Raw genomic sequence first — 15518 nt, 5'->3', positions numbered from 1 at the left:
CGCCAGATACAAAAAAGCCCTGCCAGTGATAGCGGGGCTTTTTCGTTTTCAGCGATCTTTTGATCTTGATCTTACTGGCGGACCAGACGGTGGTTCGGCAGTTGGACCGTTTCAGTACTGCGATACGGGTTGATATCCAACCCACCACGCCGCACATACCGCGCATACACCGTCAATTTCTCCGGTTTCAGCAACCGCTGCAGGTCGAGGAAGATCCGCTCCACGCATTGCTCATGGAAGTCCGAGTGCTGACGGAAGCTCACGATGTACTCCAGCAAACTCGCGTGATCCAGTGCCGCGCCACGGTACTCGACCGCCACACTGCCCCAATCCGGCTGGCTGGTGACCGGGCAATTGGACTTGAGCAAATGGCTGTGCACGCTCTCTTCGACAATGCGCGAATCATCGCAACGCAGCAGTTCCGGACGCGGGTGTTCGTAGTTGCTGACGCTGATGTCCAGGTCATCAACGCAAACGCCCGGCAACGCCACGACGCCTTCCGCCTCAACGTCCTTGAGGCTGCGAATCCGCACGCCGACCGGTTTACGGGCAGCCGCCGACAGGTCTTTCACCAACACGGCTTCAAGGCTCGCAGTGTCGGCAAACGGCGTCTGGTTCAGGGAATTGAGGTACAGCTTGAACGACTTGGATTCGATGATGTTCGGCGAATCCGCCGGGATGCTGAATTCACCGATCGCCACCACGGGCTTGCCCGACGGCAACAGCCACGACAGCTCGAAGCAGTTCCAGAAGTCCACGCCTTTATACGGCAGCGTGTCCGCTGTCAGCCCCAACTCGGCCCATTTCGCGGTGCGCGGGATCGGGAACAGTAAGGACGGCGTGTAGGTGGCGATGTATTCGCTGGATTTGCCCAGCGGCGAATGTTCGGCTGCGGGATGCATGGCGGAAACCTGACTGAAGAATCAGCGGATTCTATCAGCCTTTGCGTCCGCCTTTGAGTGCTTACTGACTGACTGTCAGTTTGCCGACCATGCCAGCCTGATAGTGGCCAGGGATATTGCAGGCAAATTCCAGGTTGGTCGCCTTGGTGAAGGTCCAGGTCAGCTCGGCGGTTTTGCCCGGCGGCACCAAAATACTGTTGGGGTCGTCGTGCTTCATGCCGTGATCCGCCGAGCCGTGATCCATACCGGACATCGAACCGTGGTCCATTTCCTTCATCGCTGTAGGAGTCAGCATTCCGTTCTGCTGCATCTTCAACATTTCCTGCTGGTGTGCGGCATGCATCGCCGCATCGCCGAGGTTGAATTCGTGCAGCAACTGGCCTTTATTCACCAACACAAAACGAATGGTCTCACCAGCCTTGACCTCGATGGTCTTCGGATCGAACGACATATCGCCCATCACCACTTCCACGCTGCGGCTGGCTTTGGCCGCCGCGGCCGGTTGACCGAAGTCGTAAGTCTGCGCGGGCGAGGCCCATACCGGCGAACCCAGCACCAGCAAACACGCGGCCAACACCAGACGATTGCGCAAAAACATAGTCGTACTCCAACAAGATAAGGTTCAGCCTGTGGAAAACTCTAAACTGACACGCCTGCCCGCAACCTGACAGCCAGATTACAACTTTGTCAGGTTGGCCTGCCTTGCGGCCGCCCACGGTATAAAGCTTTCGTTCCATTTGCCCAGAGTTACCCATGAAACTGCTGATCGTCGAAGACCAGGCCAAAACCGGCCATTACTTACGCCAGGGCCTTACCGAGGCTGGCTTCAATACCGAACTGGTGGCCGACGGCAGTACCGGCCAGCAATTGGCGCTGACCGGCGATTACGCCTTGTTGATCCTCGATGTGATGCTGCCCGGCCGTGATGGCTGGCAAATCTTGCAAGCGGTGCGCGGTGCGGGTCTCGACACGCCGGTACTGTTTCTGACGGCGCGAGACGCGGTGGAGGACAGGGTTCACGGCCTGGAGCTCGGCGCCGACGACTACCTAGTCAAACCTTTCGCCTTCTCCGAACTGCTGGCCCGAGTCCGCAGCCTGTTGCGCCGTGGCAGCACCACGCCTCAGGAGACCTGCCTGCAACTGGCCGACCTGCGTCTGGACCTGATCCGCCGCCGGGTCGAACGCAGCGGCCAGCGCATCGACCTGACCGCCAAGGAATTCGCCCTGCTTGAAATGCTCCTGCGCCGGCAAGGTGAAGTGCTGCCCAAATCGTTGATCGCTTCCCAGGTGTGGGACATGAATTTCGACAGTGACACCAATGTCATTGAAGTGGCGATCCGACGGCTGCGCCTGAAGATCGACGACGAATTCCCCAACAAGCTGATCCACACCATGCGCGGCATGGGTTACGTCCTTGAAGAGCGCGACGCCTGATGCGCCGACTGTCCTTGAGTAATCGCCTTGCGCTGCTGTTTGCGGCCTGCACGGCGGTGGTTTCGTTATTCGCCGGGGTGTTGTTCAGCCGCGCCAGCGAAGCCCACTTCATCGAACTCGATCAGCAGTTGCTGGACGGCAAGTTGATCGGTTTGCGCCGGGCGCTACACGACATTCAGTCCAGTGAAAGCAAGGCAAAGCTTGCGGATGAACTGAGCCGACAGGCCGATCTGTCGCTGCGTATTACTGGCAGTGATGGCCAGCGCTGGTACGACAGCGCCTCGAATTTGCCCAAGGAACTCCCGCAAAAACCGGGCTTGTCGACCGTGAACGACGACGGCACTGACTATCGCGTCCTGAATGCGCCGTTGTACCTGGACATACCCGACTCACCGCAACTGACCCTGCTGCTGGACATCACCCATCACCAGCACTTTCTGCAACGCATGCAGCATCTGATCTGGCTGACCGTTGGCCTCTCGGCCCTGGCCACCGCGCTGCTCGGGGCCTGGGCGGCACGCAGCGGTCTACGTCCGTTGCGGCGCATGAGTGCAGTGGCCAGCGGCGTTTCTGCGCAATCGCTGAATGCGCGGTTGCCGGAAGAGAACATGCCGCCAGAACTTGCGGAAATGGCCCACAACTTCAACGCCATGCTCGGACGTCTCGACGACTCTTTTCAACGGCTCTCGGCCTTCTCCGCCGACATTGCCCATGAACTGCGCACGCCACTGTCGAACCTGCTGACCCATACCCAGGTCACCCTCACCCGCCCGCGCGAGCTTGAGGATTACCGCGAAGCGCTGCACAGCAACCTCGAAGAACTGCAATGGATGGCGCAACTGGTCAATGACATGTTGTACCTGGCCAAGGCTGACCACGGTTTGCTGATGCCCAAGCGCGAACCGCTGGAATTGGCGGAGGAAGCAGATCTGTTGTTGGAGTTCTTCGCGCCGCTGGCCGAGGACGCGCAAGTAACGCTGACCCGCGATGGCAGCGGGCACATCGAGGGCGACCGCAACATGTTGCGCCGGGCGCTTTCCAACCTGCTGGATAACGCATTGCGGTTTACGCCTGCCAACGGCGAGGTTCGGCTGCGGATTGTCGATCAGCCCAAGGGTTTGAGCCTGACGGTTGAGAACAGCGGGGACGGGATTTCGGAAGATCTGCTGCCGCGCTTGTTCGACCGTTTCTACCGGGCCGACCCGGCGCGCCAGGAAGGCAGCAGTGAACATGCAGGATTGGGATTGGCGATCACCCAGTCGATCATCCGTGCCCATGGCGGGCAGATTCGTTGCAAATCGGAGAGTGGGTGGACCAGGTTTGTGATTGAGTTACCGAAGGGGGATTGAGGCCGGCAGCGCCGGCCTCTTCGCGAGCAAGCCCGCTCCCACATCTATGGTTCCCCCTTTTCTGCAATACTGTTTTTGATGATGTGTTTGGCTTGCTTTCATCTATCCGGCGTCTGAGTGGAGGTTGGTCCATTCGCGCCTTGATGAGAATCGATGCCCGGCGATCCTAATTACTTGGACGGCCTTTCAGCCGTGTGGGAGCTCAGGGTTTTCGTCAGGCCGGTTGGCCGTTCACGTCATCTGTTATCCAGCATCGCAAACCAGGTGGGTGGTGCTCGGGTGACAGCGGGGTCAGGCGTTCATCGCGCCTGGCCCCGCATCGAATTCGGTGTGGTGTGCTGCAATCGCCCAGGCGATTCTCGCCAGTTTGTTGGCCAGTGCGCAGACCACATGATTGGAGTGATGGTTGTCCCATAGCCGTCGGACCCAGTCCGCCAGCGCTCCTTTCTGTCGATCCAACTGCATCAGATAGACGCGGGCACACTGGATCAGCAGGCGTCTCTGGTTTCGGTCACCCCGCTTGCTGATGCCTAAAAGTACGGTTTTTCCGCCCGTGGAGTGTTGTTTGGGCACTAGCCCGATCGAGGCCGAATAGCCTCGGCCGCACTTGAACTGTTTGCCATCGCCCAACTCGGCAGCCAGGACGCTGGAGGTGATCGGGCCGACACACGGCATCGTCATCAAGCGAACAGCCAGATCATCTTCAGCGGCTTGGCACTCCACTTCCTTATCCAAAGCCTTGACCTGCTCGTGCAAGTAATTGAAGTGCTCACGCAGCCTGGTCAGTAGTTTTTTGATGGAATCGGGAAGTGGATGCGCTTCAAGCAGCGCTGGAAGATCTTTGATGGACTTGAAGCCTGGGGCCAAGCTGATTCCGACTTCCAGGAGGGCTGCGTGAATCCGATTGACGGTAGCAGTACGTTCTTTGATGAACGAATCACGTGTCGAGTTGAGCATGGCCAGCGCCTGCTGAGCCTGATTCTTAGGCGGCACAAAGCGCATTGTTGGACGAGTTGCAGCCTCGCAGATCGCTTCGGCATCAGCGAAGTCGTTCTTGTTGCTTTTCACATACGGACGCACGAGATGCGGAGCAATGAGTTTGGGTATATGCCCCAGTCTTGAGACTTCCTGCGCCATGAAGTGGGCTCCGCCGCAAGCTTCCATCGCAACGGTGCAGGGGTCGAGATTGGCCAGATGCTGGATGAGCGCCGCCCGATTAAACTTTTTGCGGTAAAGCTCATGACCACGATCATCTTGTGCATGCAGATGAAAGGTGTGTTTTCCCAGATCGATGGCGACAACAGCTACTTTGTTCATGGCAACGGTCTCCGATGAGCCCCCTGTGAAAGCTTAGTGGGTGATCACAGGGGGCGGCGGGGGAGCCATTTCATTATTTGATCGAGCTGACTCAGATCTAATGTGGGAGCGGGCTTGCTCGCGAAGGCGGTATCAGGAGTTACGAATACCGCAACGCGTGAGCCGGCTCGATCTTCGCCGCACGCCACGCCGGGTAAACCGTCGCCAAAAAGCTCAAGATGAACCCGGCGGAGCAGATCAACAACACATCCCCGCCCTGCAACTCGGACGGCAAGTTGCTGACGAAATACACATCCGAACTGAAGATATGCTGCCCGCTGACGCGTTCCAGCCAACCCACCATTTCACTGACGTTCAACGCCGCAATCACACCCAGAATGCCGCCGATCAACGTGCCGACAACCCCGATCACCGTGCCCTGCACCATGAAAATCGCCATGATCTGACGTGGCGTGGCGCCGATGGTCCGCAGGATCGCGATGTCCGCGCCTTTGTCGTTCACCACCATGATCAAGGTTGCGATGATGTTGAACGCCGCCACCGCGACGATCATCAGCAACAGCAGGCCGATCATGGTTTTTTCCATTTTCATTGCGCTGAACAGGCTGCCCTGGGTGTGGGTCCAGTCGTCAGCCTTGTAACCCGCGCCGAGGGCGGTGGCGATGTCGTTCGACACTTTAGGCGCCGCGTACAAATCCTTCACCGCCAGACGCACGCTCTGCACCTGATTCGGTTGCCAGTGCTGCATTTGCGCGGCATCCGCCATGTGGATCAGCGCCATCGAGCCGTCCAGCTCGGCGCCGACCTTGAACACACCGACCACGTTCAGCCGCTGCATGCGCGGAGTGATGCCGCCCGGTGCGGTGCTGACTTCCGGCACGATCAGGGTGATCTTGTCGCCGACGTTCAAGCGGAAGCGCCGCGCGGTGATTTCACCGACTACCACGCCGAACTCGCCGGGTTTCAAGTCATCGAGGCGACCTTGCACGATGTGCTGCGCAACGATCGAGACCTTGCCTTCCTGCGCCGGATCGATGCCGCTGACCTGGATCGGCTGCATCGAGCCTTTATAAGACAGCATGCCTTCCATCTCGGTGAACGGCACGGCGGCGGTCACTTCCGGATTTTTCATCGCTGCGGCGGCCACTGGCTGCCAATCGTCGATCGGGTTCACGCCGACGATGGTCGCGTGGGGCACCATGCCGAGAATGCGCGAGCTCATTTCGCGCTGGAAGCCGTTCATCACCGACAACACGACGATCATCGCCAATACGCCCAGGGCGAGGCCGATCATCGAGGTCATCGAGATAAAGGATACAAAGCGATTGCGGCGCTTGGCGCGGGTATAGCGCGCGCCGATAAAGATCGATAACGGTCTGAACATTCGCTGGGGCACCGTATAAAAATAAAAGACCCGACGTCTTTTCAGACGTCGGGTTTGGGCCGATCAGATGGCTGTCAGGCGACCTTCCTGCAAATGCAGGACGCGGTCCATCTGGCGGGCCAGGTTCATGTCGTGAGTCACCACCAAAAACGCCGTGCGCATCGAGGTGCTGAGTTCCAGCATTAAATCCTGAATGCCTTGGGCAGTGTGGGAGTCGAGGTTGCCGGTCGGCTCGTCGGCGAAGACCAGCTCGGGCCTGGTGGCCAGGGCCCGCGCGATGGCCACTCGCTGTTGCTGGCCACCGGACAGCTCCGACGGTTTGTGCTCCAGGCGATGGCCCAGCCCTACCCGCTCCAACAATGCGGTGGCACGCTGACGCGCTTCCGGGATCGCAGTCTTGCCGATCAGCAGCGGCATGCAGACGTTTTCCAGCGCGGTGAACTCCGGCAGCAAGTGGTGGAACTGGTACACGAACCCTAGGGAACGGTTACGCAGCAGGCCACGCTTCTTCTCGCTCAGTGCCGACAGCTCTTCGCCATCGAGCCAGACGCTGCCCTTGGTTGGCGTGTCGAGGCCGCCCAACAGGTTGAGCAAAGTACTTTTGCCCGAACCCGAAGTGCCGACGATGGCCACGCGCTCACCCGGATGCAGTTCCAGTTGCAGACCGGCCAATACTTCTACCGACTCCGGGCCTTCCTCGTAGGATTTGCCCAGGTTGCGGCAGCTCAAGATTGCTTTATCACTCATGCCCGACTCACTCATAACGTAGCGCCTCCGCAGGCTGGGTGCGCGCGGCACGCCAGGCTGGATACAGGGTGGCGAGGAAACTCAGTACCAACGCGGCGGCGCAGACCATCAATACGTCCTGGCTCTGCACTTGCGACGGCAGGTAATCAATGAAATACACGTCGGCGTTCAGGAATTTATGCCCGATCAACCCTTCGAGGGCCGAGATCGCGGCGCTGACGTTCAGCGCGGCGAAGATCCCGACCACAGCGCCGATCAGCGTACCGATCACACCAATGACCGTGCCCTGGACCATGAAGATCGCCATGATCTGCCCCGGCGTGGAACCCAGGGTACGCAGGATCGCGATGTCGCCCTTCTTGTCGTTCACCACCATTACCAGCGTGGAGATGATGTTGAAGGCCGCAACGGCAACGATCAGCAGCAACAGCAGACCGATCATGGCTTTTTCCATGCGGATCGCCTGATACAGGTTGCCGTGGGTACGGGTCCAGTCGCGGGCATAGTAATGGTCTTCGCCGAGTTGCTGGGCGATGGTCCATGCCGTGCGCGGCGCCTGGAACAGGTCGTCGAACTTCAGGCGCAGGCCCTGGACCTGATCCGGTTTCCAGCGGTGCAACCTGGCCAGATCCTGCAGGTTGGTCACACCCAGGTAGCCGTCCAGCTCACCGGCGCCGACATGGAAGATGCCGACCACGGTAAAGCGTTTCATACGCGGGAACATCCCGGCCGGGGTCACTGTGACTTCCGGCGCGACGAACGTCAGCTTATCGCCGATGGACGCACCGAGCTTGGCCGCAGCCTTATCGCCAATGACGATGCCGAAGCTGCCGGGGGTCAGGTCGTCGAGCTTGCCCTGCTGCATGAAGTTATCAATGATCGAGACCTGCCGCTCCAGCGCAGGGTCGATGGCATTGAGCAGCACCTTGGACACCTTGCCGTTGTTGGTCAGCAGGCCCTGCATCTGGGTGAACGGCGCAACGGCCGTCACCTGCGGGTTCTGCTTGACCTTCGCGGCCAGGCTTTGCCAGTCACTGATGGGTTCACCGGACTCGATGGTCGCGTGGGGCACCATGCCCAGCACGCGGGTGCGCATCTCATGATCGAAGCCGTTCATCACCGAAAGCACGACGATCATCACGACCACGCCAAGGGCGAGCCCGATCATCGAAGTCAGGGAAATGAACGACACAAAATGATTGCGACGCTTTGCACGGGTATAACGCGTGCCAATAAATACGAAGAGAGGTCTGAACATGTCGGGGCTTGTTCGGAGGGAAAAGGAACGTCCTTGTGGCGGGGGTCGATAACCAGCTTTACACTCAGACCACCGCCGCTACCATGGGTTCGCCATGTCGACATTAGATGAAGAAGATCGCCGCGAATACTACCGTATCGAGGACGCGATCGCACTGGAAATTCGGCCCCTGTCCGCTCCCGAAGCCGCAGGCCAGGAAGTGTTGCAGGATGCTTCCCCGCTGTTCAACCTGCTCAGCGAACTGCACCTGAGCGAATTCGAGTCGCAGCACCTGTTGCGCCAGATCAGTGAGCGCGACCGCAGCATCGCCGCCTTCCTGAAATCCCAGAACAAACGCATCGACCTGCTCAGTCAGGTGATCGCCCTGACTGTGCTCGGGCACATTGGCGAACCGCAACCGGTGATCATCTCTGAAGGCGGCATCGACTTTCAGCACCCGACGCCCATTGCGGCCGGGGCGCACCTGTCAGTCAAAATGGTGCTGATGCCGCAAGCGCTGGGCCTGCTGCTGCGGGCCAAGGTCACCCACTGCGACCGCAAGGGCGACGGCTACGACGTCGGCACCGAGTTCGAGTACCCGACCGATGCCCAACGCCAGTTACTCGCCCGCTACATATTGCAAAAGCAGGCCCAGGAACGACGCCTGGCCCGCGAACAAAACGAATCAGGCATTTAATTAAGGAAGAACCGTGACCCTCATCTACGGCCATCGCGGCGCCAAAGGCGAAGCACCGGAAAACACCCTCACCAGTTTCCAGGAATGCCTCAAGCACGGCGTTCGCCGTTGCGAACTGGACCTGCACCTGTCCATGGACGGCGAATTGATGGTCATCCACGATCCGACGCTCAAGCGCACCACCGACCGTCGCGGCAAAGTGGTCGAGCATTCGGCAAAAGATCTGGTGACCTACGACGCCCGCAAGGGCGGCCCGGGCTGGATCAAGCCGTGCCCGATTCCAACGCTGGAAGAACTGTTCGAGAAGTGTGATTTCGAGCACTGGCAACTGGAAGTCAAAAGCGCTTCGCGCACTCGCGCCGCGACCACTGTGTTGGCGATTCGTGAAATGGCCCAGCGTTTCGGCCTGCTCGACAAGGTAACCATCACCTCAAGTTCGCGCGAAGTGTTGAAAGCCGCGCTGGACCTGGTGCCGGACGTGTCCCGCGGATTGGTGGCCGAGTATGCCTGGCTCGACCCGTTGAAGGTCGCGCAAAGCTATGGCTGTGAGATTCTGGCGCTGAACTGGACCCTGTGTACGCCGGAACGCCTGCAGAAGGCGCAGCGCCAGGGGCTGCATGTGTCGGTATGGACAGTCAACGAGCCCGCGCTGATGCGCAGACTCGCCGACTTCGGCGTTGACAGCCTGATTACAGACTTTCCCGGTTTGGCCACTGCCACGCTCGAGAATTGCTGAAATCGGTCTCCCCGGCCGGCTCAGGCCACCGGCCGGAGCCGCTCAAAAAAGCCGGTTGAGGCCATCGTACGCCGCTACCCGATAGGCTTCGGCCATGGTCGGGTAGTTGAACGTCGTGTTGACGAAGTACTTAAGGGTGTTCAGTTCGCCCGGCTGGCTCATGATCGCCTGACCGATGTGAACAATCTCCGACGCCTGATAGCCGAAGCAGTGAACGCCCAGCACTTCCAGGGTTTCGCGGTGGAACAGGATCTTCAGCATGCCCTGAGGCTCGCCGGCGATCTGTGCACGCGCCATGCTCTTGAAGAACGCCTTGCCCACTTCGTACGGCACCTTGGCCTGAGTCAGCTCTTGCTCGTTCTTGCCGATCGAGCTGATCTCCGGAATGGTGTAGATGCCGGTCGGCACGTCATTCACGAAGCGCCAGCTGTTGTTATCAACAATGCTGCCAGCCGCCGAACGGCCCTGGTCGTGCGCGGCACTGGCCAGGCTTGGCCAGCCGATCACGTCACCGGCACCGTAAATGTTCGGCACGCAGGTGCGGTAGGCTTCATCAACTTCGATCTGGCCACGGCTGTTGACCTTCACGCCGATGTTTTCCAGACCCAGCGCGTCGGTGTTGCCGGTACGGCCATTGCACCAGAGCAAGGCGTCGGCCTTGATCTTCTTGCCGGACTTGAGGTGCAGGATCACACCGTTGTCCACGCCTTCGACGCGGTCGTAGTCTTCGTTATGGCGAACCGTGATGTTGTTGTTGCTGAAGTGATAGCTCAGGGCCTGGGATATTTCCGAGTCCAGGAAGCTCAGCAACTGACCGCGGTTATCCACCAGTTCAACCAGTACACCTAGGCCACTGAAGATCGACGCGTATTCACAACCGATCACGCCAGCGCCGTAAACGATGAGTTTGCGCGGGGTGTGGCCGAGGCTGAGGATGGTGTCGCTATCGTAGATACGCGGGTGATGGAAATCGATGTCCGCCGGGCGATAAGGACGCGAACCGGTGGCGATGATGATGTGCTTGGCGACCAGCTTCTCGACCACACCGTTGGCGCAAACCACTTCGATGGTTTGCTCGTCGGCGAAGCTGCCGGTGCCGAAGAATACGTCGACGCGGTTACGGGCGTAGTAGCCGGTGCGCGAAGCGACTTGTTTGGAGATGACTTTTTCGGCGCTTTTCAGTACGTCCGGGAACGAGAACCAACGCGGCTCACCAATGGCCCGGAACATCGGGTTGGTGTTGAACTGCATGATCTGCCGGACGGAGTGACGCAGTGCCTTGGACGGGATGGTACCCAGGTGGGTGCAGTTGCCGCCGACCTGGCGACGGCTGTCGACCATTGCCACTTTGCGTCCTGCTTTGGCGGCGTTCATTGCCGCGCCTTCTCCCGCCGGGCCGGAACCCAATACCACCACGTCGTAGTTGTAGACAGCCATGCATACTCCTCAGAACAGGCCGCGGCGCCCTCGGCACCGGCGGCTAAATCACGCCGATCTGCGGCGTGAAGGAACAATTTGGGGTCAATTCAGAACCCGGACACAGTCTATAGAAGCGTCAACGCCGCGCACATTAACCCTTGGTCGCGTCGTAGGCTACTTTTGCCTGCACGACAACGCCAGCCTTCAATGCGCGAATCGCCGTAATCATTCGGTTTTGCCGCCACTGAGGCGTTCAAAAGCCTGATTAGTCCGTGTGACGAAACCTGTATCGGCACGAATCACAAAGAATGCACCAATGTTGTGTTTTTCCGCGTAGTCCCAACCCCGCTCGGGGCCGAGAATCAGCAACAGCGTCGATAAGCCATCGGCCATCAGGGTTGAAGGAATAATCACCGTGACCGAGGCGAGGTTGTGGGTGATCGGCGCACCGGTGCGGGCATCGAAGGTGTGGGAGTAACGCTGGCCGCCCTGTTCGAAATAATTACGGTAGTCGCCAGAGGTGGACACACCGTAGCCGTCGACATTAATGATGCGTTCAGCCACTTGTTGATCGTCCCGTGGTTCCTCCAGGGCGATCTTCCACGGAGAACCGTCGAGCTTTTTACCGACAGCCTTGAGTTCGCCGGTGGCTTCGGCGAGGTAGCTGTGGATGCCCAGCGCTTCGAGTCTGGCGGCAATGGTGTCCACCGTGTAACCGGCGGCAATGCTGTTGAAGTCAACCTCGATGGCGGCGTCCTTGCAGAGCTGATCGCCGTTAATGCGCAGGTGCCCGTGACCGACGCGCTTCATTACCTCGGCCAACGCTTCGGCGCTCGGGACTTTTTCTTCTCGACCCTGCGGACCGAAACCCCAGAGGTTCATCAGCGGTTCAACAGTCAAGTCGTAGGAGCCTTCGCTTTGCAGCGACAGCTGCTCGCCGACGCGGACCAATTCGAGGATCGCCGCGGGCATTGTCTGACAGCTATTGGCAGGCAGATCGTTGAAACGCTCGATGTCCGAGTCGCTGCGGTAGGTGGACATTTGCCGGTCGACGTCGGCGAGGATTTTCTCGACTTCGGCCTGTACCTCTTTCGGGCCGGGCAGCCCGGCGTGACGCAGGTATTTGATCGAATAGGTGCTGCCCATGGTCGGTCCGCCGAAGCTTTCCATGGAATCGCCGTTGCCGCAGCCGGATAAGGCGCTGATCAACACAACGAAACTGACTAACCGCCAATTCGACAAATCCTGCCTCCCCAAGAGAATTCCCTGACACAACGCCATTGCGGGCCATTATGCGACACAACTGTGGGAGCGGGCTTGCTCGCGAAAGCGGTGTGTCAGTCACATTGATAGCGACTGACACTCCCTCTTCGCGAGCAAGCCCGCTCCCACATCTATGGTTCCCCCTTTTCTGCAATACTGTTTTTGATGATGTGTTTGGCTTGCTTTCATCTATCCGGCGTCTGAGTGGAGGTTGGTCCATTCGCGCCTTGATGAGAATCGATGCCCGGCGATCCTAATTACTTGGACGGCCTTTCAGCCGTGTGGGAGCTCAGGGTTTTCGTCAGGCCGGTTGGCCGTTCACGTCATCTGTTATCCAGCATCGCAAACCAGGTGGGTGGTGCTCGGGTGACAGCGGGGTCAGGCGTTCATCGCGCCTGGCCCCGCATCGAATTCGGTGTGGTGTGCTGCAATCGCCCAGGCGATTCTCGCCAGTTTGTTGGCCAGTGCGCAGACCACATGATTGGAGTGATGGTTGTCCCATAGCCGTCGGACCCAGTCCGCCAGCGCTCCTTTCTGTCGATCCAACTGCATCAGATAGACGCGGGCACACTGGATCAGCAGACGTCTCTGGTTTCGGTCACCCCGCTTGCTGATGCCTAAAAGTACGGTTTTTCCGCCCGTGGAGTGTTGTTTGGGCACTAGCCCGATCGAGGCCGAATAGCCTCGGCCGCACTTGAACTGTTTGCCATCGCCCAACTCGGCAGCCAGGACGCTGGAGGTGATCGGGCCGACACACGGCATCGTCATCAAGCGAACAGCCAGATCATCTTCAGCGGCTTGGCACTCCACTTCCTTATCCAAAGCCTTGACCTGCTCGTGCAAGTAATTGAAGTGCTCACGCAGCCTGGTCAGTAGTTTTTTGATGGAATCGGGAAGTGGATGTGCTTCAAGCAGCGCTGGAAGATCTTTGATGGACTTGAAGCCTGGGGCCAAGCTGATTCCGACTTCCAGGAGGGCTGCGTGAATCCGATTGACGGTAGCAGTACGTTCTTTGATGAACGAATCACGTGTCGAGTTGAGCATGGCCAGCGCCTGCTGAGCCTGATTCTTGGGCGGCACAAAGCGCATTGTTGGACGAGTTGCAGCCTCGCAGATCGCTTCGGCATCAGCGAAGTCGTTCTTGTTGCTTTTCACATACGGACGCACGAGATGCGGAGCAATGAGTTTGGGTATATGCCCCAGCCTTGAGACTTCCTGCGCCATGAAGTGGGCTCCGCCGCAAGCTTCCATCGCAACGGTGCAGGGTTCGAGATTGGCCAGATGCTGGATGAGCGCCGCCCGATTAAACTTTTTGCGGTAAAGCTCATGACCACGATCATCTTGTGCATGCAGATGAAAGGTGTGTTTTCCCAGATCGATGGCGACAACAGCTACTTTGTTCATGGCAACGGTCTCCGATGAGCCCCCTGTGAAAGCTTAGTGGGTGATCACAGGGGGCGGCGGGGGAGCCATTTCATTATTTGATCTGCGTTGCACCAACGCTTAATTCACTCAGATCCAAGATGTGGCGTGGCTAATGGCTATATCGTTTAAGCAGCAGGCTAACTAATTGTTGCCTACGCCAACTCATACACATATCGTTACAAAACTGTTCGGTGCGTGCCTGCGTGCTTGAGGCCGACAGCGAGGAAGCGTCATGACCAGGGATTTCCAATAAGACAGCCAAAGTGAGTGCGTTCAAATGTCCTCGAATACGGGCAAAGGCAAGGCGATCTTTCGCGTTGTCAGCGGTAACTTTCTCGAGATGTTCGACTTCATGGTCTACGGCTTTTATGCCACGGCCATTGCCAAGACCTTCTTCCCGGCCGACAGCGCCTTCGCATCCCTGATGCTGTCCCTGGCGACCTTCGGCGCCGGGTTCCTGATGCGTCCGCTGGGTGCGATTTTTCTCGGCGCCTATATTGACCGTCATGGTCGTCGCAAAGGGCTGATCATTACCCTCGCGTTGATGGCTGCCGGTACGGTGCTGATTGCCTGCGTGCCGGGTTACGCCACCTTGGGTGTCGCCGCGCCGCTGATCGTGCTGTTCGGTCGTCTGTTGCAAGGCTTCTCGGCGGGCGTGGAACTGGGCGGTGTGTCGGTCTACCTGGCCGAGATTGCTACTCCAGGCCGCAAGGGCTTTTTCGTCAGTTGGCAGTCCGCCAGCCAACAAGCCGCCGTGGTTTTCGCCGGTTTGCTGGGTGTGGGCCTGAACCACTGGCTCAGCCCGGAACAAATGGGTGATTGGGGCTGGCGCGTGCCGTTCCTGATCGGCTGCATGATCGTACCGGTGATCTTCGTGATCCGTCGCTCGCTGGAAGAAACCCCTGAATTCCAGGCGCGTAAACACCGCCCTACCCTCCAGGAAATCGTCCGTTCGATCGGTCAGAACTTCGGTATCGTTTTCGCCGGCATGGCGCTGGTGGTCATGACCACCGTATCGTTCTACCTGATCACCGCCTACACCCCGACCTTCGGTAAAGCCGAACTGCACCTGTCAGATTTTGATGCGCTGCTGGTCACCGTGTGCATCGGCGTGTCGAACTTCTTCTGGCTACCAGTGATGGGTGCGCTTTCCGACAGGATCGGACGTAAACCCCTACTGTTGGCGGCGACGATTCTGGCGATCCTCACGGCCTACCCTGCCCTGTCGTGGCTGGTGGCCAACCCGAGCTTCAGCCATTTGCTGATCGTCGAGTTGTGGTTGTCGTTCCTGTATGGCTCGTACAACGGCGCCATGGTGGTCGCCCTTACCGAGATCATGCCGGTAGAAGTTCGTACAACCGGTTTCTCCCTGGCCTACAGCCTGGCGACCGCAACCTTTGGCGGCTTCACGCCGGCGGCGTGCACCTACCTGATCCACATACTGGACAACAAGGCTGCGCCGGGTATCTGGCTCAGCGGTGCAGCAGTGATGGGGTTGATCGCGACGCTGGTGCTGTTCCGTGGCAACCGGCATGAACTGCGGACTGCGCAGGCCGCAGTGGTCGGCGGCACCCGGTAAATCGCATTCGCGAGCAGGCTCGCTCCCAC

General features: G+C 59.0%; 14 protein-coding genes. 5 read left to right on the top strand and 9 right to left on the bottom strand.

What is annotated here, in order from left to right; genetic code table 11:
* Positions 1–71: 71 nt before the first annotated feature.
* Both queF and RHM58_RS19160 read right to left on the bottom strand, forming a co-directional pair.
* Positions 72–902: an NADPH-dependent 7-cyano-7-deazaguanine reductase QueF gene (gene queF / locus RHM58_RS19165; protein WP_322267883.1), complete on the bottom strand. Its 831-nt coding sequence runs from the start codon at positions 900–902 to the stop codon at positions 72–74.
* Positions 903–963: 61 nt separating this feature from the next.
* The gene (locus tag RHM58_RS19160) at positions 964–1500 is read right to left on the bottom strand and encodes a cupredoxin domain-containing protein (RefSeq protein ID WP_201204942.1); all 537 of its coding nucleotides are present in this window, start codon (positions 1498–1500) and stop codon (positions 964–966) included.
* A 155-nt stretch (positions 1501–1655) separates the two neighbouring features.
* On the opposite strand from RHM58_RS19160, the gene RHM58_RS19155 reads away from it, so the two are divergent.
* Positions 1656–2336, top strand: a complete 681-nt coding sequence (locus RHM58_RS19155) for a heavy metal response regulator transcription factor (RefSeq protein WP_201204944.1) — start codon at positions 1656–1658, stop codon at positions 2334–2336.
* The gene (locus tag RHM58_RS19150) at positions 2336–3685 is read left to right on the top strand and encodes a heavy metal sensor histidine kinase (protein ID WP_322267882.1); all 1350 of its coding nucleotides are present in this window, start codon (positions 2336–2338) and stop codon (positions 3683–3685) included. The genes RHM58_RS19155 and RHM58_RS19150 overlap by 1 nt, the downstream gene beginning before the upstream one ends.
* Before the next feature lie 291 nt (positions 3686–3976).
* On the opposite strand, the gene RHM58_RS19145 is transcribed toward RHM58_RS19150, so the two are convergent.
* The 4 genes from RHM58_RS19145 to RHM58_RS19130 form a co-directional block, all read right to left on the bottom strand.
* Positions 3977–5002, bottom strand: coding sequence for an IS110 family transposase (locus RHM58_RS19145; RefSeq protein ID WP_322267881.1), 1026 nt, complete (start codon positions 5000–5002; stop codon positions 3977–3979).
* A 139-nt stretch (positions 5003–5141) separates the two neighbouring features.
* Positions 5142–6386, bottom strand: a complete 1245-nt coding sequence (locus RHM58_RS19140) for a lipoprotein-releasing ABC transporter permease subunit (RefSeq protein WP_201204948.1) — start codon at positions 6384–6386, stop codon at positions 5142–5144.
* Between the two features lie 63 nt (positions 6387–6449).
* Positions 6450–7133 (bottom strand): lipoprotein-releasing ABC transporter ATP-binding protein LolD, encoded by a 684-nt coding sequence (gene lolD / locus RHM58_RS19135; RefSeq protein WP_322267880.1) that lies wholly within the window; start codon positions 7131–7133, stop codon positions 6450–6452.
* A gap of 7 nt (positions 7134–7140) precedes the next feature.
* Positions 7141–8391, bottom strand: coding sequence for a lipoprotein-releasing ABC transporter permease subunit (locus tag RHM58_RS19130; protein WP_201204950.1), 1251 nt, complete (start codon positions 8389–8391; stop codon positions 7141–7143).
* A 94-nt stretch (positions 8392–8485) separates the two neighbouring features.
* On the opposite strand from RHM58_RS19130, the gene RHM58_RS19125 reads away from it, so the two are divergent.
* Both RHM58_RS19125 and RHM58_RS19120 read left to right on the top strand, forming a co-directional pair.
* A complete protein-coding gene (locus RHM58_RS19125; RefSeq protein WP_201204951.1) occupies positions 8486–9067 on the top strand; it encodes a PilZ domain-containing protein in 582 nt (193 codons plus the stop codon).
* Between the two features lie 13 nt (positions 9068–9080).
* Positions 9081–9803 (top strand): glycerophosphodiester phosphodiesterase, encoded by a 723-nt coding sequence (locus RHM58_RS19120; protein WP_201204953.1) that lies wholly within the window; start codon positions 9081–9083, stop codon positions 9801–9803.
* Positions 9804–9845: 42 nt separating this feature from the next.
* On the opposite strand, the gene sthA is transcribed toward RHM58_RS19120, so the two are convergent.
* The 3 genes from sthA to RHM58_RS19105 form a co-directional block, all read right to left on the bottom strand.
* Entirely contained in the window at positions 9846–11240 is a 1395-nt protein-coding gene (gene sthA / locus RHM58_RS19115; protein ID WP_201204956.1) for a Si-specific NAD(P)(+) transhydrogenase, read from the bottom strand.
* Positions 11241–11447: 207 nt separating this feature from the next.
* Entirely contained in the window at positions 11448–12392 is a 945-nt protein-coding gene (locus RHM58_RS19110; RefSeq protein WP_322270866.1) for an FAD:protein FMN transferase, read from the bottom strand.
* A 471-nt stretch (positions 12393–12863) separates the two neighbouring features.
* Complete coding sequence (locus RHM58_RS19105) at positions 12864–13889, bottom strand: IS110 family transposase (RefSeq protein WP_322267879.1); 1026 nt, start codon at positions 13887–13889, stop codon at positions 12864–12866.
* A gap of 298 nt (positions 13890–14187) precedes the next feature.
* Here RHM58_RS19105 and RHM58_RS19100 point away from each other — a divergent pair, with 298 nt between their 5' ends.
* On the top strand, positions 14188–15489 hold the full coding sequence (locus RHM58_RS19100; protein WP_201256549.1) for an MFS transporter: 1302 nt from the start codon (positions 14188–14190) through the stop codon (positions 15487–15489).
* The last annotated feature ends 29 nt before the right edge of the window (positions 15490–15518 follow it).

Source organism: Pseudomonas sp. 10S4, from assembly GCF_034344865.1.
GTDB lineage: Bacteria > Pseudomonadota > Gammaproteobacteria > Pseudomonadales > Pseudomonadaceae > Aquipseudomonas.
This window is presented reverse-complemented; position numbering and strand designations above follow the sequence as displayed.